General features: G+C 69.7%; 1 protein-coding gene. It reads right to left on the reverse strand.

Annotation, left to right across the window (positions count from 1 at the left end; translation table 11 throughout):
• Positions 1 to 228, reverse strand: a 228-nt coding sequence (locus AB4070_RS18595) for a hypothetical protein (RefSeq protein WP_441981409.1), incomplete at its 3' end; no start/stop codon positions are given.
• Positions 229 to 379: the final 151 nt, after the last annotated feature.

Here is a 379-nt window from a genome sequence, read left to right on the forward strand (position 1 = left end):
CTGCGGCGGCAGGTGGGCGTCGATCGTCACGACGAAGGTCTGGACCTGGCCGTCCTGGGCCATGGCGGCCGTGGTCGCCGTGCGGCGGATCAGGCTCTGGGGCGGGGTGAACAGCACATCGCGCACGATCGGCCCGGCCAGCTTCTCGACCAGGGGCGCGACGCGGGGCCCGACCCCCTTGAGGGTCGAGATCGCGGCGAACAGGGGAAAGAGCGACTCGGGACGCATCGGCGGGAGGATAGCCAAGCCGGGGTGTTCTCGTCCCGTTCGCCTTGCGCAAATTTGTGGACCGGCCTGACTAGCGGCCCGCTTTCACGGAGACTCGCCCATGCCGTTCGCCAGCCATCGCGGCCAGCAGATCCACTACACGGTGGAGGGG

Origin of the sequence: Microbacterium sp. 2RAF4 (assembly GCF_052115285.1) — a bacterium.
Taxonomy (GTDB): domain Bacteria; phylum Actinomycetota; class Actinomycetes; order Actinomycetales; family Microbacteriaceae; genus Microbacterium; species Microbacterium oxydans.